Source organism: Kitasatospora phosalacinea, from assembly GCF_000717185.1.
GTDB classification, from domain to species: domain Bacteria; phylum Actinomycetota; class Actinomycetes; order Streptomycetales; family Streptomycetaceae; genus Kitasatospora; species Kitasatospora phosalacinea_A.
This window is the reverse complement of record NZ_JNYE01000239.1, coordinates 1-1,332: the sequence shown is the minus strand read 5'-3', so window position 1 is coordinate 1,332 and position 1,332 is coordinate 1. Positions and strand designations below refer to the sequence as shown.

1 protein-coding gene is annotated in these 1,332 nt (G+C 78.4%); it reads right to left on the bottom strand.

Annotated elements, in window-relative coordinates; translation table 11 throughout:
• A partial coding sequence (locus tag OO57_RS37770) for a SpnB-like Rossmann fold domain-containing protein (RefSeq protein WP_033257437.1) occupies window positions 1-1,332 on the bottom strand: 1,332 nt, incomplete at both ends.

Here is a 1,332-nt window from a genome sequence, read left to right as displayed (position 1 = left end):
GCAGGAGGTGGCGGACGCCGTGGGTGGTGACCAGGTGGCGGGCGAGCAGTCGGCCGAGGGTGCCGGTGCCGCCGGTGAGCAGGACCGTTCCGGTGCCGAGCGTCGGGCGGTCGGTGCCGGTCGGGGGCGGTGACGTGACCAGCCGCGGGACGTACACCGTGCCTGCGCGCAGCGCCAGTTGGGGTTCGCCGGTGGCGAGTGCCGCGTCGACGGCGGCGCGCGAGGCCTCCGTGCCGTCGGTGTCCAGCAGCACCACCCGGCCCGGGTGCTCCGACTGCACGGACCGGACCAGCCCCCACCCGGGCGCCGCCCCGAGGTCGGCGACGTCCTCCCCGCCGACCGTGACCGCCCCCTCGGTGACCACCACGTACGGCGCCCGCCCGCCGGGGCGCGCGGACGGCTGCTCGGACAGCCGCTCGCGCAGCTCGGCCAGGAGCCGGTGCAGCGCGGGATGCGTGCCGGTGGTCGGCGCGCCGACCGTGAAGCGGGTGAACTCCGCTGTCGGGCAAGCCGTTTCGGGGTGCGCGGGGAGCGGCAGCCGGACCCAGTCGACCCGGTGCAGCCCGGCGGCCGACGCGTGCGGCGCCGTCGGGCCGCCGGACAGCACGCCCTCGGCGTGCAGCACCCAGCGCGGCTGCTCCGCCGTGCCGCCCGGCTGCGCCACCGGCCGGGCGTGGACGGCCAGCGGGCGGTGGCCGTCGGCCCGCTGCGGCTCGCCGAGGATCACCTGCACGTCCAGGGCGCCGTCCGGCGCGGCGAGCAGCGGGCGGTGCCAGGTCAGGGTGAGCGGCACGGCCGCGGGCAGCAGGGCCGCCAGGCCGATCGGGCCCGCGCCGAGTTCGCGCAGCACCTGCCGGGAGAGCCGTCCGGTGTGCACCGTCGAGCCGTCGGCCAGCTCCATCACCGCCGGGAGCAGCGGACGCCCCGCCCGGCCGTCCGGCCCCGGCGCGGCGGCGCGCAGGGACGGGAGCCCGGCGGGCGTCGCCGAGAGCCAGTACCGGCGGCCGGAGAACCCGTACGTCGGCAGCTCGGCCGGGACCGTCCCGGCCGGGAACAGCGCGGGCCAGTCCAGCGCGACACCGGCCGTGTGGGCCCGGGCCGCGGCCAGCGCGACCCCGGCGGGCGACGGCCGGACGGCGATGACGGCGGCGGCCGCCTTGGCGGCGCCCGGCAGCGCCTCCAGGGTCTGTTCGACGGCCGGGCTGAGCACCGGGGTGCCCGACAACTCCAGGAAGGTGGTGGTGCCTTGGTGGTGGAGGGTGTGGATGGTGTCGGTGAAGCGGACGGTGTGGCGGATGTGGTGGGTCCAGTAGTCGGGGGAGTTGAGTTGGT